Origin of the sequence: Microvirga lenta (genome assembly GCF_020532555.1) — a bacterium.
Lineage (GTDB): Bacteria > Pseudomonadota > Alphaproteobacteria > Rhizobiales > Beijerinckiaceae > Microvirga > Microvirga lenta.
This window is the reverse complement of sequence record NZ_JAJBBR010000005.1, coordinates 239,760-260,242: the sequence shown is the minus strand read 5'-3', so window position 1 is coordinate 260,242 and position 20,483 is coordinate 239,760. Positions and strand designations below refer to the sequence as shown.

Sequence of the window (20,483 nt, the reverse complement as noted above, 5' to 3'; positions counted from 1 at the left end):
ACGCCCATGAACAAGCTTGAGCGCAGCGGCGGCGAGGCCGTCGTGCAATATCTCGACAGCAACCTCCGGGTCGTGAAGCCCGGGGCCTTCGTGCGCTGCGGCGTCACGGGTCAGCCCATTCCCCTCGACGAGCTGAAATACTGGAGCGTCGAATTGCAGGAGGCCTATGCCTCGCCGGAGGCCGTGATGATGCGCCTGACGGGGCAGGCACCGTCACAATGACATGGCGCTGAGGCGCCGTTCCTCCACATGACGGAGGAGGAAGTTGCGGAACCCCGCCTCGTCCTCCAGCCCGAGCCGCACCGGCAGCGTCATCAGATCCGCCCAGGGTTCTGCGAGGTCCATGCCCGCGATCCGGGCGAGGTCCTTTTCCGTCGTGACCGCCTGAAGACCCGCGCGTGCGGCTTCGCCCCTGAGGCCGTCCAGGTCGGCGGGGCTGTAGGGGTGATGATCCGGAAAGGTCCGGGTCTGCTCGACCCTTGCCCCGCATTCCCGAAGGGTATCGAAGAACTTCTCCGGCCGGCCGATGCCGGCGAAGGCCAGGACGCGGCGGTCCCGCAGCGCCTCGGCGGCGGCGGGATAGGGAACCAGCCGCGCCCGGAAGGCACGCTTGCCCATTTCTTCCGCCTCCCCGGCCACCGCATCGCCGGCCTCTCCCTCGCCGATGACGAGGATCGCGTCGATGGCGGGCCACTGCACCGCCATGGGCGCGCGCAGGGGGCCGGAGGGCAGGGGCAGGCCGTTGCCGATCCCCGTGGCCCCGTCCACCACCGCGATGGCGCAGTCCTTTCGCAGGGACGGGTTCTGAAGCCCGTCGTCCATGATCACGACGGTTGCACCGATCTCCAGCGCCAATTGCGCGCCTGCCGGACGGTCGCGGGAGACAATGGTCGGCGCCCTGCGGGCGAGCAGCAGCGGTTCGTCGCCCACATCGGCGGCCGTGTGGTGGTCCGTGACCTCCACGGGGCCCGCGAGACGTCCGCCATAGCCGCGCGACAGGAAGGCCGGGCTCTCGCCGGCGGCCTCCAGCAGCTCCGCCACCGCCAGAGCCGTCGGGGTCTTGCCGGCGCCCCCGGCCGTGAAATTGCCGATGCAGACGACCGGCAGACCTGCCTGCGTGCCCGGCCTCCCCATGCGCCGGGCCGCGACCGCGCCGTAGATCAGGCTGGCGGGCCGGAGCAGGTGGGCGAGAGGAGAAGGCGCCGCCTGCCACCAGAAGGCGGGCGCGCGCATCAGCGGCGCGCTCCGAGCTTCGCCTGGACGATGAAGGGCTCGATGGACTGCATGGTGCGATCCACGGCGCCGCCGAGCGCCTGCACCGCGTCCGCGGCGGCGCGGGCCATGTCCCGCGTCAGGGCCGGATTGGCGAGAAGCTGGCTCGCGGCCCGCGCGAGGGCGGCGCTGTCCTTGACCGTCAGGGCGCCCCGCGCTTCGTCGAGGGCGGCATAGATCTCGGCCGCGCTGTGAACGTGGGGTCCGTGCAGGATCGCGGCGCCGAGCTTGGCCGGCTCGATGGGGTTGTGGCCGCCGATGGGCACCAGGGTGCCGCCCATGAGCACGATGGGGGAGAGACGGTAGAACAGGCCCATCTCGCCCACCGTATCCACCACATAGATGTCCGTCGCCCGGTCCGGATGGATGCCCTGCGAGCGCCGTCCGGCGCGCTGGCCGGCGCGCTCGGCGATGGCGGCGACCTCCTCGCCCCGGTGCGGGTGGCGGGGCACGATGATCGTTAGAAGGTGCGGATGGCGCTGGGCCAGGGCGCGATGCACCGCGACGATGGCGGTCTCCTCGCCCGGATGGGTGCTGGCGGCGAGCCAGACGGGGCGGCCCGCCACGAGGCCGGACAAATGCGCGACCATGCGCGGATCGGCCGGCGGAGGGGCGGAATCGAACTTCAGGTTGCCGGAGACCAGCACCCGCGGCGCCCCGAGACGCGCCAGCCGCTCCGCATCCTCCGGAGTCTGCGCCAGGCACAGGGCGAAGCGTTCCAGCAGGGCGCCGATGATGCGCGGCAGCTTCTGCCAGCGCTGGAACGACCTGTCCGACATGCGCCCGTTCACCAGAACGAGGGGGATGCGGCGCTGGTCGAGGGCGACGATGGTGTTGGGCCAGATCTCGGATTCGGCCACCAGGACGAGATCCGGCTGCCAATGGTCGAGGAAGCGGCGGATGTAACGCGGAACGTCGACGGGAACGAACTGGTGCACCGCGCCCGGAGGCAGACGCCGCGCGATGAGCGAGGCGGAGGTGCGGGTGCCCGACGTGACCAGCACGGAGATGCCGCGCTGCGTCAGCCGCTCCACCACCGGAAGCAGGGACAGGGTCTCGCCGTTGCTCGCCCCATGGACCCAGACCAGATGGCCCTTGGGCCGGGCGCGGCTGGGATAGCCCTGCCGCTCGCCGAGGCGCGTGCGATCCTCGCGCCCCTTGCGCTGGCGCCAGTAGAGCAGGCCGATCACCGCCGGCTCCAGGGCGGCGGTCGCGGTGCGGTAGGTTCTGACGAGGAAGGGCAGGCTCATGCGCGCGAGCCTTCGGCAAGAGCGGCGGGGGGCTTGGCGTTCCGGTTCCGGGCGCCGGGATCCTGCGAGCCGATCAGGGCATAGGCGCGTTCGTGAACCGCATCGAGCTCACGCTCCACGTCCTGCCGCAGGGCCTCGAGGGTCGCCGCATCCGCGTCGCGGGGGACATGGATCGGCTCGCCGAGCACCATGGCGCCGCGCCCGAAGGGAAGGCCGATGCTCGCCCGGTCCCAGCTCGCGAAATCGATGCGCCGGCTCGTGACCACGGCGACGGGCACGATGGGCCGTCCCGAGAGCTGGGCCAGGGTCACGATGCCCTCGCCGCAAACCCGCGAGGTCTTCGGAATATCGGCCGTCATCACCACCATCTCGCCATCGCCGAGAGCGCGCATCATGGCGCGCATGGCCGCGACGCCGCCCTTCTTGCGGATGTCGCGACCGCGGGCGCCGGAGCCCCGGATCGCCCGGATCCCGAGATGGCGCAGCGCGATGGCGTTGAACTCGCCGTCGCCGGAGCGGGAGACCAGGCTCGCCGCCCGGTCCCCGGGCCGCTTCGCGAAATGGATCATGAAATGCTGCCCGTGCCACATGGCTGCGATCACGGGCATCAGGGGGCCGATCCGGTCATAGGCATCCGCCGGCTCCATCACGAACCGGTTGGTGCGCTGCACGAGCTTGAGATAGCCCGCGACGATCCCGCCCAGGGCTTCCTGGACAGGACGGGCGCGCGTGATGCGTTTGACGAGACCCATCGCGGCTTTGGGAGGTCAGCCCTGCTGCGGGTCCAGCAGGCGGTGAAGATGAACGATGAAGTAGCGCATATGGGCGTTGTCGACGCTCGCCTGCGCCTTGGCTTTCCACGCCGCGTGGGCGCTGGCGTAGTTCGGGAAGATCCCGACGATGTCCAGCTGCGAGAGATCCCTGAAGTCGACGGAATCGAGGCTGGTGAGCTCGCCGCCGAAAACCAGGTGAAGGAGTTGCTTGCCAGGCAGGTCGGTCATGGGGATTAGGGTCTCCTAACGGAAGGCATAAGGGTTGCTGCTGAGGCTGGCCTTTTCAGGTCCTCATGGCTCCAATAGCACGCGGATGCAACCGTGACGCAACGGCAACCATCTCGTTGTGGCGCGGTTGAGGCCTGTTGTAGATGGGAGCCTGTCCGCCGAAGTCGGTCAGAAGGGCGCCGGCTTCGTGGAGAATCAGGTCCGCGGCGGCGATATCCCAGTCGTGGGCGTTCGACGAAACCAAACCGACATCGATGGACCCGTCCGCGACCCGGGCGAGGCGCAGGGCCAGGGAGGGCACCTTGGGCAGGGGCTGGATCGCTCCCGCGCTGCGCGCGAATCTGTCCATGAGCGGTTTGGGGCCGGCCACGCGGGCGCGGTCCAGCCGTTCGGCTTCGGAAACCTTGAGCCTTCGGCCGTTGCACCAGGCCCCGCCGCCGAGAACGGCCTCGTAGAGGTGGTCGTGGATGGGGGCATAGATCACGCCCAGCACGGGCCGCCCCTCCAGGACGAGGGCAATGGAGATCGACCAGTCCGGATGGCCGGTCGAGAAGGCCCGGGTGCCGTCGATCGGATCGACGATCCAGACGCAGCGCTGGTCGAGACGCTCGGGATTGTCGGCCGTCTCCTCCGACAGCCACGCCGCCTCCGGCAGCAGGCCGGACAGGTGCTCCTTCAGGAAGGTGTCGAGGGCGATGTCCGCTTCGGTGACCGGCGAGGACTTGTCCTTGTACCAGAGGCGCGCCGCCGTCTGGGCGCCGGAGCGGTAGAAGGGCAGGGCTATGGCGCCGGCCTGGCGCGCGGCGTCCCGCACGGCCTGACCGAGGGAGGAAATGATTTCGGATGAAGGAGCAAGCATCGGATGCAAGATGGGGAGGGGCGGCGGAAGATGCCACCGGGGCCGATTACCACAGCCGCTCTTTTCCGGCGAGATGCAAGGTTTTGTTGAGCATCGCCTCCGAAAGGCGGGCGGCAACCCTCCCTTAACCGAAGCTTTTAAGCTCTTTCCTACGGGGCGGGGTCCAGATTGCCCCCATGATGAGCGGTCCGTCAGAGGCCGTCGGTGAACTCGAACAGGGCGTCACGCATGGGACAGGCGACACACAAGACCGGCATTTTTTCCCTGGCCGGTGGCTCCGGCCGGACGGTTAAGGCACCATTTCCGGTCGGGATCATCGGCAGGCTCGGAGCGGCCGCGACGGCTCTCGCCCTCCAGGCGGATCCCGAGGGGAGCGGCTTCCACCTCGTCCTCCTCGACGGCACGAAGGCGCTCCTGACCCTCGGCCCCTACGCGGAGGAGGACGTGGTGGCGGAGTGGCGCGCGCTCGGCGCGGCAGCGGGGCTGCCTTTGACGGTCAGGTTCTCGAACGGCTCGGTCATGGCCCTGTGCCGCCAGGTCGGGCGCCTGCAGGTGGGGCCGCTCTGGCCGCGCAGCCGGCACAAGCTGCTCACCTCCCGCCGCCCGCGCTTCCTGACCCGGCGCAAGACGGGCTGCTTCCCGCAGCGTCCGCGGATCTTCCGGGAGGCGGAGATCGTCCCGAGACAGGGGATCTGAGGTTTCTAAAGAGCCCTCACGAAGCTTTCGAGCGCCATGGCCGCGAACAGGATCAGGCCGGCATCCCTGTTCGACCGGAACAGGCGCAGGGCGCCCGCGCCGTCGGTGCGGTCGATCCGGGCGACCTGCCAGGCGAGATGAAGGGCGAAGAGGGCCAGCCCCGCGAAGGCGACCGGCCCCGCATCCGCCAGGATGAAGGCCGCCGCCATGAACAGGACGGTCAGCACGTAGCAGGCGGCGACGCCCAGCCGTACCCGCTCGCCGAAGAAGCGGGCGGAGGACTTGATGCCGGCGATCTCGTCGTCCTCGATATCCTGCAGCGCATAGATGGTGTCGTAGCCCACCACCCAGGCGATGCTGCCGAGATAGAGCGCGACCGCCGCCGGGCTCAGGGAGCCGAAGGCCGCGGCCCAGCCCATCAGGGCGCCCCAGGCGAAAGCCAGCCCCAGCACGATCTGCGGCATCCAGAAGAAGCGCTTCATGAAGGGATAGAGGGCCACGACGCCTAAGGAGGCGAACCCCGTCGCGATGGCGAAGGCATTGAACTGAAGAAGCACCGCAAGACCGACCAGGCCCTGCAGGGCCAGAAAGGCAAGCGCCCCCTTGAGGCTGACCTGTCCCGAGGGGAGGGGGCGGTCCCGGGTCCGCTCCACCCGGGTGTCCAGGTCGCGGTCGACGATGTCGTTGTAGGTGCAGCCCGCGCCGCGCATGGCGACGGCGCCGATCAGGAACAGGACGCAGTGAACGGGATTCGGCCAGGGCTGGCCGGCGGCGATGGCCGCGAGGGCGGCCGACCACCAGCAGGGCAGCAGCAGAAGCCACCAGCCGATGGGCCGCTCGATGCGCGCGAGGCGGAGATAGGGTCTGAGCCGGACAGGCGCCCAGCGGTCGGCCCAATGGCCCCGGACGGCGTCGGGAAGGGACGAGGCGACCGGGCGGTCCATGCGGGTGCGCCCTCCTTAGAGAGCGCCCTTCGGGATGCTGTAGGAGCCGGTGAGGCCGCCGCCGCCGAGCAGGCCGTTGCCCTGCTGCTGCGCCTGCTTCGCCCGCTTCTCCATCTCGGCCACCTTGGCGGCCGCCTGGCAGGCCTGCGTCTTCATGTTCTGGGCGCGCTTGTGATCTTCCGTGAAGCTCTGCGCGAACTGGTCGGGAACCTGGCACCAGTCCTTGTTGGCCGTGATCCACTTCACGCCCTTGTCACCGTTCGAGACGAGCTTCGTGAAGATGCCGCAGGCGGCGCGGGGGTCGATCTGTTTCTTCTTGCCTTCGCCGCCGAGCTTGTTGATCTGCTGAATCAGGCTCTGGCGCTCGGTCAGAAACTTCTGTGCGTCCTGGCACGAGCTCGACTGTGCGACGGCGGGAGCAGCCATGAAAATGCCCGCAAGGGCAAACGCAGCCGTGAGGTGCGAACGGAGATGCGTCATTGGCAAAGTCCTTACAAACAAGCGCGCGACGTCTCGCGGGCCGGTGTTCTGTTAACAGGTTAAGGCCCCCCAGGCCAAGCGGCGAATGGCCCCGCATAGGACATGGCGTGTTCCGGCGCACCTAAATTCCGTGTGACCGCGCCGCCCGTCCTCTCCCCCACGGTAGGTTAAATTGTTAAGAACTGTCTTAACCGAAGCGGCATCTCCGCAGCAATGCAGGGCTCCTTGCAGCAGAAGCCGCTTCGCCTCGAAACCTTCTCCGTCGCCTGCCGGGCGCTTCCAGAGATTCCATGGCTGCTTACGATTTCAACGCTCCCCGCCTGTTCGTCGACGTCCCGCTCCGGGCGGGCGCCCGCATCTCCCTCGACAGGGGGCAGGCCAACTACCTCCTCAACGTCCTGCGCCTTCAGGCCGGCAGCCCGGTCCTGATCTTCAATGGCGAAGACGGCGAGTGGCGCGCCGAGATCTCCGTGGAGGGCCGGAAGGCGGCGGACCTCGTCTGCGCCGAGCAGACGCGCGCGCAGACCCCGCGCCCCGATCTCGTCTATGCCTTCGCGCCGCTCAAGCACGCCCGGCTCGACTACATGGTGCAGAAGGCCGTGGAGATGGGAGCGGGGGTTCTCCAGCCGGTGATCACGCGGCGCACCCAGAGCACGCGGGTCAACCTCGAGCGCATGCGGAGTAACGCCGTCGAGGCAGCGGAGCAGTGCGGGATCATCACCCTTCCGGAGGTTCGGGAGGAGACGGATTTGGAGAGCTTCGTCAAGAACTTGGAGCAGGAGCGGCTGCTGGTTTTCTGCGACGAGGACGCCCCCGTCGCCAATCCGGTCGAGGCCCTGTCAAGCTTCGGGAACAAGAAGCCCGGTCTTGCCGTTGTTGTGGGTCCCGAAGGGGGCTTTACCGATTCGGAGAGAGCGCTTGTTGCCGCCCACGAAAGTAGTGTCCGCGTATCGTTGGGACCGCGAATCTTGCGCGCCGACACCGCCGCCGTGGCGGCCCTGGCGGTCGTTCAGTCCGTGCTTGGAGACTGGGGCTGATCCGACCATCCGACGATGGCTCGTGCCGATCTGCCTCTAGCTGCAGCAGCTTAGCAGTTTCACGCCCAATGGCCCCAATCTCGCCTCATTGCAGGGGAGGTTGGAGCGCATGGTCACAAGAACATCACCTAAATGAACGAACGCCAAAATAATAATTCAGAGGAGCTCAGGAAATGAGCGGGGACTACAAGTTCGGCATCGAAGAGGAATACTTCGTCAACGATGCGTCCAAGCGAGACATCGCACGGGGCAGGATCAAGGAATTCTTCGAAGCCTGCCGGGAAAAGCTTTCGGAAGACATTCAGCCTGAGATGCTCGAGCCTCAGATCGAGATCGCGACCAAGCCGGCGCTCGATTTCGCCGATGCGCGCTCGCAGCTCACGACCCTGCGCTCCTCCGTCGGGGCCATCGCCCGCGACTTCAACCTGTCCGTCATGGCGTCGGGCACGCACCCGGTCGCCATCTGGTCGCGGGTCCGCGCCAATCTCCAGCCCCGCTACGGCAAGGTCATGCACGACCTGCAGATGATCGGCAGCCGCATGATCCTCTGCGGGATGCACGTCCACGTGGAGGTGCCGGACCTCGCGGCCCGCGTGGACATCATGAACCGGATCCAGCCCTACCTGCCGCTTCTGCTCGCGCTCTCCACGTCCTCGCCGTTCTGGCAGTCGCAGCGCACGGGCCTGCTCGGCTATCGCCTGGCCGCCTACCGCGAGCTGCCGCGCACGGGCCTGCCGGACCTGTTCGACGGCGCCAAGGACTACCAGCGCTACATCGACACGCTCGTCGAGGCGCGCGCCATCGAGAATTCGAGCTATGTCTGGTGGGTCATCCGCCCGTCTCTGAAGCACCCCACCCTGGAGCTGCGCGTGGCCGACAGCTGCACCCGCGTCGACGACACCCTCGCCATCGCGGCCCTCTACCGCTGCCTGGTGCGGCACCTCGACCGCGACCCGAAGCTCAATGCGGGCCAGACGGGAGCGTCGCGCGCGATCAACGACGAGAACAGCTGGCGCGCCCAGCGCTACGGCATCCACGGCAGCTTCGTCGACGAGGCGTCCCGGAGCGCCAAGCCCGTGCGGCAGATCCTGGAGGAGACCCTGGACCTGGTGGCCGAGGACGCCAAGGCCCTCGGCTGCGAGCGCGAACTGGACCTCGCGCGCTGGATCGTCGCCCGCGGCACCAGCGCGGACCAGCAGCTGACCCTCTATACCGAAGCCCTGGGGCGCGGCCTGTCGAGCCGGGATGCGCTGTCCGGCGTCGTCGACTGGCTCTCCGCGGAGACCGTCGGCGAGCCGATGGTCCGGCACTGAAGGCCGGTCCCGGAGGGGGAGGATGAAGCGGCGGCTCTCGCACGGGCCGCCGCGTTCCGACACCCGGGAACAAGTGCCCGATCCTGCGTCTTTGTATCTTTGTCTCACGTTGCAGCTTGGCATTAAGGCGCCTATCTACACTCGACCTGATTCAGCGCGGTATCTCGACCGCGCTTTTCTTCATGAGGTGATGCATGGCGCGCGACGTATCCGATGCGACCCCCATCGGCGCGCGGTCGGAGCTCGTGGAATGGATCGCGTCCGGCGAGAAGCCCCGCGGTTCATGGCGACTCGGCACGGAGCACGAGAAGGTGCCCTTCTACACGGCCGATGCCTCTCCCGTTCCCTATGACGGCGAGCGGGGGATACGCGCCTTGCTGGAGGGCATGGAGAGCCGCACGGGCTGGCAGCCCATCATGGAGGACGACCATCCCATCGGCCTCTTCGACGAGGGCGGGGGCGGGGCCATTTCTCTCGAGCCGGGCGGGCAGTTCGAGCTGTCGGGCGCACCTCTGAAGACGCTCCATGAGACGGCTGCCGAGACGGCGCAGCACCTGGAGGACGTGAAGGCCGTGGGCGAGCGCCTCGGAATCGGCTTCCTGACGCTCGGGATGAGCCCGCTCTGGACGCGGGACCAGACGCCGGTCATGCCGAAGGCGCGCTATCGCATCATGACGAACTACATGCCGAAGGTCGGCAAACTCGGCCTCGACATGATGTACCGCACGTCCACCGTGCAGGTGAACATGGACTATGCGTCCGAGGCCGACATGGTGAAGAAGCTGCGGGTCTCGCTCGCGCTTCAGCCCATCGCCACCGCCATCTTCGCCAATTCGCCCTTCACGGACGGCAAGCCCAACGGCTTCCTGTCCATGCGCTCGCACATCTGGCGCGATACGGACGCCGACCGCACGGGCATGATGGCCTTCGCGTTCGAGGACGGTTTCGGCTACGAGGCCTACGTGGACTGGGCCCTCGACGTGCCCATGTATTTCGTGAAGCGGGACTCCACCTATCACGACGTCGCGGGCGCTTCGTTCCGCGATCTCTTCGCGGGCAAGCTGCCGCAACTGCCGGGCGAGCGCGCCACCCGCTCCGACTGGGCGAACCACGTCTCCACCCTTTTTCCGGAGGTGCGGCTCAAGCGCTATCTCGAGATGCGCGGCGCGGATGTCGGTGGGCCCGAGCATATCGCGGCGCTCTCCGCCTTCTGGACCGGACTGCTCTACGACGAGGCCGCCCTCGACGGGGCCTGGGAACTGGTGAAGGGCTGGAGCGCCGAGGAGCGGGAGCGTCTGCGCGCCGACGTTCCGAAATTCGCCCTCAACGCCTCCATCGCGGGCCGTCCGGTTCGCGACGTTGCCGGCGACGCGCTGGCTCTCGCGCGGGCGGGCCTCGCGCGCAGGGGCTTCCTGGACGACCAAGGGCGGGACGAGACGCGCCACCTCGACTTCGTGGAGGAGATCGTGGCATCGGGCCGCACTCAGGCCGAGCGTCTGCTGGAGCGCTATCACGGAGCCTGGGGCGGCTCCGTCATGCCGGCCTTCGAGGAATGCGTTTTCTAAGCGCCGCCCGAGGCTGCGCAAAGAGGATCACGCAGCCTCCGCCATGGACACCCTGTTGCGGCCCTCTAGCTTCGCCTGGTAGAGCGCCTGATCGGCCAGAGCCACCAGCATCTTGGGATCGCTGTCGAGCTGCTCGAAAGCGGGCATTACCGCCGCGGTGCCGATGCTGATCGTGAGCACGCAGGACGGCGTATTGGCATTGTGGGGAATGGCAAGCGCCTCGATCCGAGCCCGAGCCTCCTCCGCGACCGCCGCGGCGCCGGCCGCATCGGTCGCCGGCAGGAGAATGACGATTTCCTCGCCGCCATAGCGTGCCACGAGATCGCCCGGGCGCTTCACCGCCGTCGACAGCATCCGTGCCACCGTCTGCAGGCTCTCGTCGCCCGCCTGGTGCCCGTAATAGTCGTTGAAGCATTTGAAGCGGTCGATATCGATGAGCAGGAGCGCCAGCGGCGTGCCCTGGCGTGCCGCCCGGGACCATTCGGTTTCGAGAGCCTTGTCGAAGGTCCGGCGGTTGGCGAGACCGGTCAGGCCGTCGGTGGCCGCCAGGATGGACAACTCCGCTTCCGCCCTTTCGCGCCGGGTCAGCTGCCGCGAGAGGCTCCATCCGAGATAGGCCAGGAGGCCGACCAGGATCAGGACGGCGACGGCCCGGTACACGAATTCCCGGTTCCAATCCGCCAGGGCCTCGACCCTGCCGACCGACGCGAGGACGCCAATGGGAAAGATGTGGTTGCGCTGATAGCCGCTGATGCGCTCCACCCCGTCGATGGGGGACTTGTACTCGAAGGATCCCCAGGTGACGCCGTCCTTGAACCAGGGCTCGTAGGATACGTTGCGCCCGATGGCGTTCTCCCGGGAGGGAAAGCGCACGAGCAGGGTGCCGTCCGTGTGAAACAGGGTGATCGTTCCCTGCATGCCCACGTCGAAACGGCTGAAAAAGGTCGCGAAGTAGAGATGGGGAATGGTTGCTACGGCGACGCCGCCGAAGCTGCCGTCCGGTTTGTCGATGCGGCGCGAGAGCGTCAGAACCCAGTCGCTGCCGACCGGATCCCGGATGAGGGGGCCGAAGAACCATCTCCCGGCGGGCGTCGTGCTGTGATGCTGGAAAAACGCCTGATCCCGGACATCGACCTTGTAGCGGTGGCCCGGCAGGGAGCTGCCGAGAAGCACACCGTCCGCACCGTAGATGGTCAGGGTCTTGAAGCGGCGCAGGGTTTGGATCCGCTCGGCCAGGAACTCGTCCATCTGCGTGATCGCATCCGGGGAGGCGCCGCCCCTTTCGATGCGGTCGACGATGTCGACCAGAATGGCGTCGGCCAGTTCGAAGGTGTCCTCGACGTGCTGGGTGAGGGATTTGGCGAGGTTGGTCACCGACGCCTCGATGGCCGTGAACTCCTCCTGGCGCTCGTTCCAGTCGCGCCAGCCTTCGAGGGTCACGATGGCCAGGCAGACAACGGCGACGAATGCCTTCAGCCACAGGGCCGAGGACAAAGCCTTGATGGAACGTGCTGCCGCCATGGTGCCCTCCGACGGATCGTCCGGGCTAGCCCGAGGCCAGCTTGAGGCCGAGAATGCCGGCCACGATCAGTCCGATGCAGGCGAGGCGCGCCGCCGTCGCAGGTTCCCCCAGGAGAATGATGCCCAGAATTGCGGTTCCGACCGTTCCGATCCCGGTCCAGACGGCATAGCCGGTGCCGACGGGCAGGGATTTCAGCGCCAGGCCGAGCAGCAGGACGCTGACGATCATGCTGGCCGCCGTGAGAACGGAGGGAAGAATGCGGGTGAATCCGTCCGTGTACTTCAAGCCGATAGCCCAGCCGATTTCGAAGAGGCCCGCGAGAACGAGATAAGTCCATGCCATGACAGGGCTCCGTCACAGGCAGGGCCGTCCCCACCGATCGCCGGGAAAGCACGAGGTCGTCCTCGTACTCCGAAAGGTATAGAGGAAAGATTTTGCCGCCTCAATCTGTTGCGAGGCTCGCGACTTGCAAAGCCGACTTTGCTTAAGTTCCGTCTTGCGGCGAGCGCCGGCACCCATGCGCCGGCGGAGCGCGCGGCCGAGACTGGGGCGGAAGGGGCCGGCTTGCTCAGTTTCCCTGCTCCTCTGCCGTCCGCGTCCCGCCGAGGGTCGCGAGGGGGTGGAACGGAGCATAGATCTGATGCTTCCACTCGTCGCCGCAATGAGTGCAGATGGAACGCATCATGTGATTGCTCTGCTCCAGACGCCTGAGCAGGCGCTCCTGCCGCTCCTTGGCCTCGTTCTGAACGGCGTCGTAGCCGGAGGGACGCACCACCAGTTGCAGGGGCTTCGACGCCTCCTGGGCCAGGGCCGCCCCGGTCAGGGAGGCGAAAATTGCGGCGGAGAGCACGGCTCTCATCATCGATTCGTCCTGCAGGATTTCCTCATCGGATGACTGGACTCCAGAGGGCGCCGTCTCGTCAACCCTCGCGGGTATGAAAGGCGACGATGCGGCGCAGTCATTTGTGCATTTTCTCAAGGCGAGGTCAAAAATTATCAACGATTACCTAAGGTTAGCTATATGAACGAAGAGGTTTCCCGTCCGGATCGAGACCTAACTCCGCGAAGCTTGCGAAGCAGTTCGGAGGGAGTTCATGATCAAGATCGACAGGCGTGGTGATGCCCCAGGGCAGCGTATCGGAACAGCCGCGAAGTATCTGACATTCCGTCTGATGGCAGGCGCCTCTGCCGGCGTCCTCGCCCTCCTGGTTCTGGGTCGGCCCGCCTGGGCGGATTGCGTGCGGAACGGCAATTCGGTCGCCTGCTCCGGCACGTCCGTCTCCACCAATGCTCCGCTCGCCGTGGTCAACAGCGACGGAGCCGTCACGGTCGAGGGACAGGCGACGGTCAACGGCGATACGTTCAGCGCGATCCTGGGGTCCGGCGACCGCACCTCGCTGACCAACGACGGCACCCTGTCGACGAACGGAAACGCGGCGGACGTGATGGAGATCGTCGGTCATCAGGGCGTCATCCTCAACCGTGGAACCGTATCGTCGGAAGGCACGTCCGCCGATGCGCTGCGCGCCGTCGGGGACCGGAACGCCGTGACCAATGCAGGCACCGTGCGGACGACCGGATCCTCCGGCCGCGCCATGTACGGGGAGGGGGACGCCAACACCCTCACCAACCGGGGCAGCATCGTCACCACGGGGCGAGGCGCCGAAGGCATGAGAGCCAAGGGCGACGACAACACGCTCGTGAACGAGAACCAGATCTCCACGTCCGGCGACTTCAGCAACGGCGTGAGGGCGACCGGAAGTCGCAACGCGATCTCCAACAGCGGCACGATCAGAACGTCGGGCGGCAACGCCCAGGGGATCAAGGTCGACCAGGGCACCGGCAACGCCGTCGTCAACAGCGGCTCGGTTCACACCAGCGGGGCCGCATCTTCCTACGGCATCTGGGTCAGCACGACCTCCGGCCAGAGCACGCGTCTCGTCAACGAGGCCTCGGGCGTCATCGAGACCCGGCAGAGCGATGCCCTGCACTTCGAGGGTGGCAGCGAGCGGTTCGAGAATTTCGGCCGCATCGTCGCCCGCAGCGGCGTCGCCGGGCAGCTGGGAAGCGGGGACGATTACTTCCTGATCGGCTCCTCGTCGCAGATCGACGGCTACATCGACGCCGAGAGCGGAACGGATACCTTTGCGCTCGGCGGCGACACAGACGCCACCTTCGACGTGAGCAAGATCGGCCCCGCGGCGCAGTACCGCCACTTCGAGAATTACGAGAAGGTCGGAGCCTCGACCTGGACGACGGTCGGCACCAACGATGCCGCCATGCCCTGGGCCGTCCGGGAGGGAACGCTCATGGTGGTCGGGTCCATGGGCGGCTCGGACATGACCGTGTTCTCGGGAGCGACCCTCGGCGGCTCCGGAACGGTCGGCAGCATCAGCGCCCGGTCCGGCAGCACGTTGACGCCGGGCGTGGGCGGAATCGGCATCCTGAACGTCACGGGTAACGTGCTGATCGCCAACGGCACGATCTACCGGGTCGACCTCGATGCGGGCCTGCAGAGCGACAGAATCGTGGCCAACGGCACGGCGGAGGTTCAAGGGGGGCGCGTCCAGGTCAATGCCCTGCCGGGCGATTACAGGCCGGGCAGCCGGTGGACGATCCTCACGGCGCAGGGCGGCGTGACGGGGCAGTTCTCCAGCGTGACCACGAACCTCGCCTTCTTCAGGCCGATCCTGACGAAGGACGGCAACAACATCTATCTCATGCTGCCGCAGATCCGGCCCTCCACGATGCCCGCCGACCGGCCGATCATCGATCCCTATCTGCCGGTGACGGAGGACGAGCTGCCCCGGGTTCTCGACCTCACCTCGGGCGAGGCGCTGGTGAGCGCCACGGGCGTGATCTTGAGCCACGACGATCTCTTCCGCGCCGCCATCCTCTGCCGCCTGCGGTGCTCCATGGGCGGGCTGCCCACCTTCGCGGCGCTCGACGGCGTGCAGGTCGATTACATGGCCGACATGCCCGCGCGCAGGCAGGCCGTCGCGGCGCCGGTGGCCGTTGCGCCTGCCCGGAACACGGATTGGGCCGTCTGGGGCAAGGCCATCGGCTCCTGGGGCACGACGGATGCGACGGCCACCACGGCGGCGGTGGAGCGCACTACCGGCGGCGTCGTGTTCGGCGTCGATGGCGGTCTCGGCACGCCCTATCGCTTCGGGCTCGCGGCCGGCTACTTCTCGACCGGCTTCGACGTGGCGGGACTCTCGTCCTCCGGAACGGTCGAAAGCCTTCATATCGGCGCCTACGGTTCCGCCTCTCTCGGGGCCTTCAACCTGCGGGGCGGCGTGGCCTATGCCCACCACGAGGTCGACGTGCACCGGGCCATCGCCTTCACGGGCTTTTCCGGCACCACGCTCTCCGGCAGCTCGACGGATTCCGTCCAGGCCTTCGGAGAGGTCGGCTACGCGATCCCGCTGAGCGAACGCCTCGTCATCGAGCCCTTCGCAGGCCTGGCGCACGTGCATATCGACAGCCGCGCGATCATGGAGGAGGGCTCCGCCGTCGCGGTGATGGGCGAGGCCCATTCCTTCGACACCACCTACTCCACCCTCGGAGCGCGCCTGACCGCCACCCTGCCGACCAGCGCCGGCCTGCTCACGTTCAAGGGCATGCTCGGGTGGCGCCATGCCTTCGGCGACACGGTGCCGGAAGCAACCTTCTCCTACGTGTCCGGCAGCACGCCCTTCCTCATCTCGGGCGCGCCTATCGACACGGATAGCCTCGTGGCCGAAGCGGGGCTGAACTGGGCGGTGAGCGAGAAGGTCACGCTCGGCGTCGCCTATACCGGCGCCATCGGCGCGAAGAACCAGGAGCACACCCTGCGCGGCAGCCTGAGCATTCGGTTCTGAGGTTTGCCGCTGCGGCGAAGGTCATGAGAACGCCCGCCCTCCATACGGGAGGAGCGGGCGTTCTCATCTTGCTCGTTCCCGAGCCCTGCAGGGGGGGGCGGGAGACCGGATGGTTCGAGCCTCTTAGATCGAGAAGAAGTCGAACTGGGTCAGCTTAAGGTTCTTGTCCAGAATCGCGAATTTGATGGCCTTCGCGGCTCCGGTGCCGTCGGAATCGTAGAACACCGCGCCGGTCTTCTTGTTGTAGATGATGCGGTCGGAGGCATCGTGGGCCTTGGAGCCGATCCAGAACGCGTCTTTCTTCAGCACGCCCTTCTTGCCGATCTTGGAAAAGACCTTCTTGGCCAGATAAATCGTGTCGTGCTTGACGCTGTAATCGTCGATCCGGTCCACATTGGCCCTGCTCAGGCGCGTATCGAACACGAAGGTGTCCCGACCCTTGCCGCCGACGAGCACATCCTTGCCCAGCCCGCCCGAGATCTTGTCGTTGCCGGCGCTGCCGTCGATCTCTTCGCTCTGGGCGCTTCCCGTCAGGACCTCGCTGGTGCTGCGGCCTCTGATCTTCTCGTTCTTGATGTCGACGACCGAGATCGTGAAGCTCTTGTCGTAGGACAGGCCGCTCTGGTCCGTCACGCGCAGGGTGAGCTGATGCGAGGTCTTGGTCTCGAAGTCGAGGATCGCACCCTGGCGCACCTGGAGCTGACTGCCGGCGACCTGGAACTTGGAGTCCGGGTCGCTCACGATCGAATAAGTGAAGGTGTCGCCCGCATTCGGGTCCGTGGCGCTCAGCATGCCGATATACTGGCCACCGGCGCTGTTTTCCTTCACGGCCGTTCCCGACAGCGCAAGGTTCGTGGGCGCCTGGTTCGGCGATCCTTCCTGCACGTCGCCGACCGCGATGGTGAAAACCTCGTCGTAGGACAGGCCGCTCTGATCCGTCACCCGGATCGTGACCTGATGCGAGGATTGGGTCTCGTAGTCTAGAACCGCACCGGGCCGGACCTGAAGCTGGTCGTTGACGATCTGGAACTTGGCGCCAGGATCGCTCACGAGGGAATAGGTGAAGGCGTCGCCCGCATTCGGGTCCGTGGCGCTCAAGAACCCCACGGGCGTTCCGCCGCCGCTGTTCTCGGGTACCGAGGCGTTCGAGAGCGTGATGTCGCTCGGTGCCTCGTTCACGGGCGGGGGCGGAGGAGGTGTGGTTCCCAGGGCGACCGTCTGGTCGCTGAATCTGGCGAACTGCACGTTCCTGAGCACGTCCGAACCGGTTCCATCGGAGCGCGCGTCGGTGATGGTGAAGCTGCCGTCGCTGTTGGTTGCGATGGAGTAGCTGGCGCTCGAGCCGGAGAAGACTGCGATGTTCTCGCCCGCGCCGCCATCCATGGTGTCGTTGCCCGAGCCGCCGTTCAGGGTGTCGGCTCCGTCGCCGCCGTTCAGCGCGTCGTGACCCGCGCCGCCCCAGAGAATGTCGTTGCCGGCGCTGCCGCTCAGGGTGTCGTTGTGATAGCCGCCGTCGAGCTTGTCCGCTCCAGCCGTACCGGTGCGGTTGAGGCCTGCCACATGGGCGGGACTGCTGTAATACGAGGACACCACCGTGTTGGCAGGCTTGCCCTGGGTGGTGAAGTCGGTCGCCTGGACATCGTGCGCTTCCGGGTTCTCGAACGGGTGGTAGCTCCACAGGAACGCGCCGTCGAGCCACTGCCCGCCATGGGTGGTCATCACCTTGAACAGAGCCTCGTAGGCGTCCTTCTGCTCCTGGTGATCCACGGTGCCGCCATCCTGCCAAAGGCCGGGATCCATGTTGTTCCCGTCGCGGCTGCGATAGCCGACCTCGGTGAAGATCACCTTTTTGCCGTATTGCTCGGACAGCGCCTTGTAGTACTCGATGACCGGCTTGCCGCCGTAGATCTCGTTGACCCAGCCGTTGGTGGACGGTTCCGTCCATCCGCGCACCAACTGGTCTACCGTCGGCGTCGTCGTGTTCGTGAGCGGAACATAGGCGTCGATGCCGATGTAATCGACCTGATCCCAGAAGCTCACATGGCTCACTTCCTCATAGGTGGCCGCATAGGTGACGAGGCCGCTATAGACGCTGCGCACTTCGGCGATGAGTTCGACCCACTTGTCGCGGTAGGTGGTCACGCCGTTGCCGCCGCGATCGGTGGGGATGATGCCGCCGCCGCTCATGCTCACGAGCTCGGTGCCGATGCAGAGCATCGGGGCGCCGGTTTCCTGAGCGAGCTGGGCGTATTGCACCATCATCGACGTATAGTTTTCGAACCACAGGTTCACATCGGACGGGTCGATGGTCGCGCGCCACTTGCGGTCCATCGTCTCCACATGCGGCTTGAGCATCACGTTCATGCCGCGCGACGTCACGTCGAGCATGGCAGCCCGGGTCTGCGCCATGGACTCGCTGTTGAAGTCGGTCGACTGGTGAACCAGCCCCATCGTATTGGACGTGTAGCTCGGCATGTAGAACGACGGGATGATCGCCACGGAGCTGGCGCCGGTTTCCCTGATCTGGTTGAAGGCCGCATCCGCGGTTGTCGTGCCCCAGTTCCCGCCCCAGTAGGAAGGCAGGCTGATGCCCTCCCATGTGAAAATCTTCTCGCCTGTCGGCATGTTTCGGCCCCCGTTGCATCTGTCGCGGAGAGCCGTTTGCCCGGCTCGTTCAACCCGCCAGCAACGACACGTTATGTCATATTGTATCGCATTTAAACTCCTAATTTGTCTTTATAATGTCCAAAATGTCGCGCCTGTTTGGCGGTGCAATAATTCCTGCACCCCCGAAGGATGACCGCGAAAGAGTGCCTTTCCGGCAGGGGGCTCAATGCTAGGCTGAATCAACAAAGTGTGAGCCCGAGTGGAGGGCTCGGGAGGCCTGGATGGTGCAGCGCGGGGATGATGTCCGTGATAACTACGGCAGTCCGGACATCATTGACCGGGTGCTCGCAGCGGTGGCCGAGGCGGGCCACAGGACCGATCAGCTCGCTGCCGAAATGCTCTACCCGTTCGACCAGCTTCATGGGCGCGAAATCGTTGCCACGCGGGAGCATGTGGGCCGTCTGCGGTTGACGCCGGGCATGCATGTGCTCGATGTCGGATCGGGCATCGGGGGGCCGGCGCGCTACGTGGCGCAGACCTACGACGTGGCGGTGACGGGGATCGACATCACGCCCGAATTCGTGGCCACGGCCAACGAGCTGACCCGACGCTGCGGCCTGGACCGCCGCGTCTCGTTCGAGGAGGCGGACGCGCTCTCCATGCCCTTCGAGGATAACACCTTCGACGCTGCCCTCTGCCTCTATGTGGGCATGAACGTGGTCGACAAGGCGCATCTGTGCCGCGAGATCCGCCGCGTGCTGAAGCCGGGAGGGCATCTGGTATGGAGCGAGGCCGCGCTCGGCCCCGTCGGCCCCGTCCGGTTTCCGGTGCCGTGGGCGCGCTTCCCATCGGCCAGCTTCCTCGTGCCGCCGCAGGTTCTGCAGCAGACCTTCACCAAGGCGCGTTTCCACATCGTCGATTTCATCGACGAGACCGAGAGGTTCATCGCGCCGGCCCAGCAGAACGGCACGGCCGAACCCACGCCGCCCCCGATGGCGCAGCAGGTGGCCAATCAGGTCGTCCTCGGCAACGACTTCATCGAGCGGCGCCAGAACTTCGTGCGCAACATGATGGAGGAGCGGCTGGTGAGCATCCTGATCGAGGCCGTGAAGACCTGATCCCTTCCCCAGCGGCAGTCGCCTCGGAACGACAGCGCCATGCATTCCGTTGGCATGGCGGATCGTGAACAGCCGGAGGCGAGACTTTCATGCTCACAGAATCGGATTTGAATGCCCCGGCCCAGCTGCATTACGAGACCGTCGGCGCATCCAAGGGCGACAGGCAGCGCGACTGGGGCGATGCCCGGGAGTTCCCGTCCCTGCGCGAAGCGGTGCATTGGGCCATGAACGAGGAGGCTCCGGCCGGCAAGCACGCGGTGATCCGCGCGGCTTCGGGGCACGTGCTCGAACCGGAGCATTTGGAGGAGATCTGGGCGAGCGTTCAGGGGCCTTGAGCCCCCGGCTCACATCCAGCCGAGGCTCAGCGCCCCGACCGTCAGGTATCGGGCCGTCTTGGCCACCGCAACGAGAAGGATGAAGACGGGCAGGGGCTCCCGCAGGACCCCCGCCACCAGCGTGAGCGGGTCGCCGATGACGGGCATCCAGCTCAGGAGCAGCGTCCAGCGGCCGTAGCGATGATACCAGCCCTCCGCCTTCTTCATCTGCTCGCGCTTGACCGGAAACCAGCGCCGCCCCTCGAAATGGGCGAGGAACCGCCCGAGGAACCAGTTCGCCACCGATCCCAGCGTGTTGCCGACGCTCGCCACCGCGATCAACAGCCATTCCGAGTAGCGCTCCGAGAGAAGCATGGCGAAGAGCACCGCTTCCGACTGGAACGGGAACAGGGTGGCCGAAAGAAAGGCAGCGGTGAAGAGGGCGCCGTATTCGGCAAAGGAGGGCATGAAGGCGGAATCTCTGTTGCCGGCAAAATCGTGCTCGTGTCGAGCGGGCGGGGAGGATGATCGTGGCGGTCATTCATCGGCGAAGCGACACGGCAAGATCCTCACATCGGGGTGCCATGTCCAGCACCTCCCGCAAAAGTGAGCAACTGCCGCCGGTGTTCCGCGTTGTCTATC

20 protein-coding genes are annotated in these 20,483 nt (G+C 66.6%); 8 read left to right on the top strand and 12 right to left on the bottom strand.

What is annotated here, in order from left to right; genetic code table 11:
- Nucleotides 1–6: 6 nt before the first annotated feature.
- Complete coding sequence (locus tag LGR44_RS09620) at nucleotides 7–222, top strand: DUF2093 domain-containing protein (RefSeq protein ID WP_226739772.1); 216 nt, start codon at nucleotides 7–9, stop codon at nucleotides 220–222.
- On the opposite strand, the gene lpxK is transcribed toward LGR44_RS09620, so the two are convergent.
- Genes lpxK through LGR44_RS09595 form a run of 5 tightly spaced genes read right to left on the bottom strand, consistent with a single transcriptional unit; the run spans nucleotide 214 to nucleotide 4,382 of the window.
- A complete protein-coding gene (gene lpxK / locus LGR44_RS09615) occupies nucleotides 214–1,233 on the bottom strand; it encodes a tetraacyldisaccharide 4'-kinase (protein ID WP_226739770.1) in 1,020 nt (339 codons plus the stop codon). The two genes, LGR44_RS09620 and lpxK, sit on opposite strands and share 9 nt — an antisense overlap.
- A complete protein-coding gene (locus LGR44_RS09610; RefSeq protein WP_226739768.1) occupies nucleotides 1,233–2,522 on the bottom strand; it encodes a 3-deoxy-D-manno-octulosonic acid transferase in 1,290 nt (429 codons plus the stop codon). Before LGR44_RS09610 ends, lpxK begins: the two co-directional genes overlap by 1 nt.
- Nucleotides 2,519–3,274, bottom strand: coding sequence for a lysophospholipid acyltransferase family protein (locus LGR44_RS09605; protein WP_226739766.1), 756 nt, complete (start codon nucleotides 3,272–3,274; stop codon nucleotides 2,519–2,521). Before LGR44_RS09605 ends, LGR44_RS09610 begins: the two co-directional genes overlap by 4 nt.
- A 15-nt stretch (nucleotides 3,275–3,289) precedes the next feature.
- Nucleotides 3,290–3,523, bottom strand: coding sequence for a DUF4170 domain-containing protein (locus LGR44_RS09600; RefSeq protein WP_226739764.1), 234 nt, complete (start codon nucleotides 3,521–3,523; stop codon nucleotides 3,290–3,292).
- A gap of 55 nt (nucleotides 3,524–3,578) precedes the next feature.
- Nucleotides 3,579–4,382, bottom strand: coding sequence for an inositol monophosphatase family protein (locus tag LGR44_RS09595; RefSeq protein ID WP_226739762.1), 804 nt, complete (start codon nucleotides 4,380–4,382; stop codon nucleotides 3,579–3,581).
- Between the two features lie 228 nt (nucleotides 4,383–4,610).
- Between LGR44_RS09595 and LGR44_RS09590 the strand changes: the two genes are divergently transcribed.
- The gene (locus LGR44_RS09590; protein WP_226739760.1) at nucleotides 4,611–5,078 is read left to right on the top strand and encodes a DUF6101 family protein; all 468 of its coding nucleotides are present in this window, start codon (nucleotides 4,611–4,613) and stop codon (nucleotides 5,076–5,078) included.
- A 5-nt stretch (nucleotides 5,079–5,083) separates the two neighbouring features.
- Here the strand turns inward: LGR44_RS09590 and ubiA are convergent, their stop codons facing one another.
- Nucleotides 5,084–6,022, bottom strand: coding sequence for a 4-hydroxybenzoate octaprenyltransferase (gene ubiA / locus LGR44_RS09585; protein ID WP_226739758.1), 939 nt, complete (start codon nucleotides 6,020–6,022; stop codon nucleotides 5,084–5,086).
- A gap of 15 nt (nucleotides 6,023–6,037) precedes the next feature.
- Nucleotides 6,038–6,502, bottom strand: coding sequence for a hypothetical protein (locus tag LGR44_RS09580; RefSeq protein ID WP_226739756.1), 465 nt, complete (start codon nucleotides 6,500–6,502; stop codon nucleotides 6,038–6,040).
- 290 nt (nucleotides 6,503–6,792) lie between these two features.
- Between LGR44_RS09580 and LGR44_RS09575 the strand changes: the two genes are divergently transcribed.
- The 3 genes from LGR44_RS09575 to LGR44_RS09565 all read left to right on the top strand — a co-directional run bounded on the left by LGR44_RS09575 (nucleotide 6,793) and on the right by LGR44_RS09565 (nucleotide 10,417).
- Nucleotides 6,793–7,539 carry a 16S rRNA (uracil(1498)-N(3))-methyltransferase gene (locus tag LGR44_RS09575; protein ID WP_226739754.1) on the top strand — a complete coding sequence of 249 codons (747 nt, stop codon included), beginning with the start codon at nucleotides 6,793–6,795 and terminating at the stop codon, nucleotides 7,537–7,539.
- Nucleotides 7,540–7,712: 173 nt separating this feature from the next.
- A complete protein-coding gene (locus LGR44_RS09570; RefSeq protein WP_226739752.1) occupies nucleotides 7,713–8,852 on the top strand; it encodes a carboxylate-amine ligase in 1,140 nt (379 codons plus the stop codon).
- Nucleotides 8,853–9,046: 194 nt separating this feature from the next.
- The gene (locus LGR44_RS09565) at nucleotides 9,047–10,417 is read left to right on the top strand and encodes a glutamate--cysteine ligase (protein ID WP_226739750.1); all 1,371 of its coding nucleotides are present in this window, start codon (nucleotides 9,047–9,049) and stop codon (nucleotides 10,415–10,417) included.
- Between the two features lie 27 nt (nucleotides 10,418–10,444).
- On the opposite strand, the gene LGR44_RS09560 is transcribed toward LGR44_RS09565, so the two are convergent.
- The 3 genes from LGR44_RS09560 to LGR44_RS09550 form a co-directional block, all read right to left on the bottom strand.
- Nucleotides 10,445–11,938 carry a GGDEF domain-containing protein gene (locus LGR44_RS09560; RefSeq protein WP_226739748.1) on the bottom strand — a complete coding sequence of 498 codons (1,494 nt, stop codon included), beginning with the start codon at nucleotides 11,936–11,938 and terminating at the stop codon, nucleotides 10,445–10,447.
- Between the two features lie 25 nt (nucleotides 11,939–11,963).
- Nucleotides 11,964–12,281 carry a quaternary ammonium compound efflux SMR transporter SugE gene (gene sugE / locus LGR44_RS09555; protein ID WP_226739745.1) on the bottom strand — a complete coding sequence of 106 codons (318 nt, stop codon included), beginning with the start codon at nucleotides 12,279–12,281 and terminating at the stop codon, nucleotides 11,964–11,966.
- Nucleotides 12,282–12,507: 226 nt separating this feature from the next.
- Nucleotides 12,508–12,801 carry a hypothetical protein gene (locus LGR44_RS09550; RefSeq protein ID WP_226739743.1) on the bottom strand — a complete coding sequence of 98 codons (294 nt, stop codon included), beginning with the start codon at nucleotides 12,799–12,801 and terminating at the stop codon, nucleotides 12,508–12,510.
- 232 nt (nucleotides 12,802–13,033) lie between these two features.
- Here LGR44_RS09550 and LGR44_RS09545 point away from each other — a divergent pair, with 232 nt between their 5' ends.
- Nucleotides 13,034–15,802, top strand: a complete 2,769-nt coding sequence (locus LGR44_RS09545) for an autotransporter family protein (protein ID WP_226739741.1) — start codon at nucleotides 13,034–13,036, stop codon at nucleotides 15,800–15,802.
- Nucleotides 15,803–15,925: 123 nt separating this feature from the next.
- Here the strand turns inward: LGR44_RS09545 and LGR44_RS21790 are convergent, their stop codons facing one another.
- The gene (locus tag LGR44_RS21790) at nucleotides 15,926–18,427 is read right to left on the bottom strand and encodes a glycoside hydrolase family 113 (RefSeq protein WP_264196430.1); all 2,502 of its coding nucleotides are present in this window, start codon (nucleotides 18,425–18,427) and stop codon (nucleotides 15,926–15,928) included.
- Between the two features lie 263 nt (nucleotides 18,428–18,690).
- Here LGR44_RS21790 and LGR44_RS09530 point away from each other — a divergent pair, with 263 nt between their 5' ends.
- Together LGR44_RS09530 and LGR44_RS09525 are read left to right on the top strand one after the other, a co-directional pair.
- On the top strand, nucleotides 18,691–19,527 hold the full coding sequence (locus LGR44_RS09530) for a class I SAM-dependent methyltransferase (RefSeq protein WP_226739739.1): 837 nt from the start codon (nucleotides 18,691–18,693) through the stop codon (nucleotides 19,525–19,527).
- Between the two features lie 89 nt (nucleotides 19,528–19,616).
- Nucleotides 19,617–19,862 (top strand): hypothetical protein, encoded by a 246-nt coding sequence (locus LGR44_RS09525; RefSeq protein ID WP_226739737.1) that lies wholly within the window; start codon nucleotides 19,617–19,619, stop codon nucleotides 19,860–19,862.
- Nucleotides 19,863–19,871: 9 nt separating this feature from the next.
- Here the strand turns inward: LGR44_RS09525 and LGR44_RS09520 are convergent, their stop codons facing one another.
- Entirely contained in the window at nucleotides 19,872–20,309 is a 438-nt protein-coding gene (locus LGR44_RS09520) for a YqaA family protein (protein ID WP_226739735.1), read from the bottom strand.
- Between the last annotated feature and the right edge of the window lie 174 nt (nucleotides 20,310–20,483).

Excerpts from the sequence above, each read along its gene's own strand:
- LGR44_RS09620 (WP_226739772.1), top strand. The coding sequence starts at position 7 with ATGAACAAGCTTGAGCGCAGCGGCGGCGAGGCCGTCGTGCAATATCTC.
- lpxK (WP_226739770.1), bottom strand. The coding sequence starts at position 1,233 with ATGCGCGCGCCCGCCTTCTGGTGGCAGGCGGCGCCTTCTCCTCTCGCC.
- LGR44_RS09610 (WP_226739768.1), bottom strand. The coding sequence starts at position 2,522 with ATGAGCCTGCCCTTCCTCGTCAGAACCTACCGCACCGCGACCGCCGCC.
- LGR44_RS09605 (WP_226739766.1), bottom strand. The coding sequence starts at position 3,274 with ATGGGTCTCGTCAAACGCATCACGCGCGCCCGTCCTGTCCAGGAAGCC.
- LGR44_RS09600 (WP_226739764.1), bottom strand. The coding sequence starts at position 3,523 with ATGACCGACCTGCCTGGCAAGCAACTCCTTCACCTGGTTTTCGGCGGC.
- LGR44_RS09595 (WP_226739762.1), bottom strand. The coding sequence starts at position 4,382 with ATGCTTGCTCCTTCATCCGAAATCATTTCCTCCCTCGGTCAGGCCGTG.
- LGR44_RS09590 (WP_226739760.1), top strand. The coding sequence starts at position 4,611 with ATGGGACAGGCGACACACAAGACCGGCATTTTTTCCCTGGCCGGTGGC.
- ubiA (WP_226739758.1), bottom strand. The coding sequence starts at position 6,022 with ATGGACCGCCCGGTCGCCTCGTCCCTTCCCGACGCCGTCCGGGGCCAT.
- LGR44_RS09580 (WP_226739756.1), bottom strand. The coding sequence starts at position 6,502 with ATGACGCATCTCCGTTCGCACCTCACGGCTGCGTTTGCCCTTGCGGGC.
- LGR44_RS09575 (WP_226739754.1), top strand. The coding sequence starts at position 6,793 with ATGGCTGCTTACGATTTCAACGCTCCCCGCCTGTTCGTCGACGTCCCG.
- LGR44_RS09570 (WP_226739752.1), top strand. The coding sequence starts at position 7,713 with ATGAGCGGGGACTACAAGTTCGGCATCGAAGAGGAATACTTCGTCAAC.
- LGR44_RS09565 (WP_226739750.1), top strand. The coding sequence starts at position 9,047 with ATGGCGCGCGACGTATCCGATGCGACCCCCATCGGCGCGCGGTCGGAG.
- LGR44_RS09560 (WP_226739748.1), bottom strand. The coding sequence starts at position 11,938 with ATGGCGGCAGCACGTTCCATCAAGGCTTTGTCCTCGGCCCTGTGGCTG.
- sugE (WP_226739745.1), bottom strand. The coding sequence starts at position 12,281 with ATGGCATGGACTTATCTCGTTCTCGCGGGCCTCTTCGAAATCGGCTGG.
- LGR44_RS09550 (WP_226739743.1), bottom strand. The coding sequence starts at position 12,801 with ATGATGAGAGCCGTGCTCTCCGCCGCAATTTTCGCCTCCCTGACCGGG.
- LGR44_RS09545 (WP_226739741.1), top strand. The coding sequence starts at position 13,034 with ATGATCAAGATCGACAGGCGTGGTGATGCCCCAGGGCAGCGTATCGGA.
- LGR44_RS21790 (WP_264196430.1), bottom strand. The coding sequence starts at position 18,427 with ATGCCGACAGGCGAGAAGATTTTCACATGGGAGGGCATCAGCCTGCCT.
- LGR44_RS09530 (WP_226739739.1), top strand. The coding sequence starts at position 18,691 with ATGGTGCAGCGCGGGGATGATGTCCGTGATAACTACGGCAGTCCGGAC.
- LGR44_RS09525 (WP_226739737.1), top strand. The coding sequence starts at position 19,617 with ATGCTCACAGAATCGGATTTGAATGCCCCGGCCCAGCTGCATTACGAG.
- LGR44_RS09520 (WP_226739735.1), bottom strand. The coding sequence starts at position 20,309 with ATGCCCTCCTTTGCCGAATACGGCGCCCTCTTCACCGCTGCCTTTCTT.